A 1,125-nucleotide genomic window follows, 5' to 3' on the forward strand; every position below is an offset into this window, starting at 1 on the left:
GCATATCGCGTAATTCAGAGAACGCCAGGCGATACTGCGTTTGTCGAGATGGAATCGCGGGTGATGTACAACTTAAAACGTCTGGAACTGCCACTCGAACAATTTGAGATTCAATCTTTTAGCGCTGTGATCCCCGACTATTCGATCTATCTGGCCTTTTCTCCAGAGATGAAACCTGAAGTACAACACTTTATTAATCAACGCCTGTCGGATCTAAAAGCCTCGGGAGAGATCGATAACATCGTCAAACACTATCTTTAATGCGCCTAGCTCTTTTACTGGTGCAGCTTTTGAGATCCCCACTAAAACGCCAGCCTTCTCAAGCTGGCGTTTTTATCTATTCGATTTGATACCCGCCAGAAACGATCATTCCATTTGATCAACAAAATGGGGATCAAACATGTGCCCTAATTTGTTTGCTTTGGTTTTTAGATAGTGTTGGTTGCTTGGATTGCGACCTTCTTGCAGTGGCACACGCTCAACGACATTGATGTGCGCGTTTTTCAAAGCCGCAAGCTTACGGGGGTTGTTGGTCATCAGACGCACTTCGTCAATCCCTAAATGCTCTAACATCCCTTTGCAAAACGCATAGTCTCGCATATCAGCAGCAAACCCTAAACGCTCATTCGCCTCAACGGTATCCGCACCATCATCCTGCAAGTGATAGGCGCGAATTTTGTTGATTAAACCGATGCCACGTCCCTCCTGACGCAAATAGAGCAGCACGCCGCAGCCCTCTTCGACGATGTTTTGCAACGCACGATTTAACTGAAAACCGCAATCGCAGCGGGTGCTAAATAGTGCGTCCCCAGTGAGACATTCAGAATGGAGCCGAATCAATGGCGCAGGCTGAGACGTCGGGTCGCCATACACCAGCGCGAGATGCTCCTTCCCTGTAGCCGTCTCGATGAAGCCGTGCATCATGAATGTGCCCCACTGAGTTGGCAGCTTAGCTTTGTCGATGAACTTAACCAAATTGTAAGGCTCGACATGTCGCAGCTCTGCGCGTACGTTCATCAGAATTTCTCCTAGGTGGTTCAAACCTTTACCGTCTCCCCCATCTCCCCAAAATGCGTCCTTGTGCGAATGCTCAGTAAGGCAAGCATTGCCCGTGCGCATCAGTTT

At 48.5% G+C, this 1,125-nt stretch carries 1 protein-coding gene and 1 pseudogene; one reads left to right on the forward strand and one right to left on the reverse strand.

All coding sequences use genetic code 11. The features are described 5' to 3' along the window. A pseudogene (locus R7Q47_RS25930) lies at positions 1-261 on the forward strand (amino acid ABC transporter); the annotation flags it as partial. A 105-nt stretch (positions 262-366) separates the two neighbouring features. Here R7Q47_RS25930 and ribA read toward each other — a convergent pair. Further along, positions 367-1,125 (reverse strand): GTP cyclohydrolase II (gene ribA, locus R7Q47_RS25935; RefSeq protein WP_318090219.1); only part of this gene is annotated, 759 nt, incomplete at its 5' end.

The organism is Vibrio sp. Vb0349 (assembly GCF_033338975.1).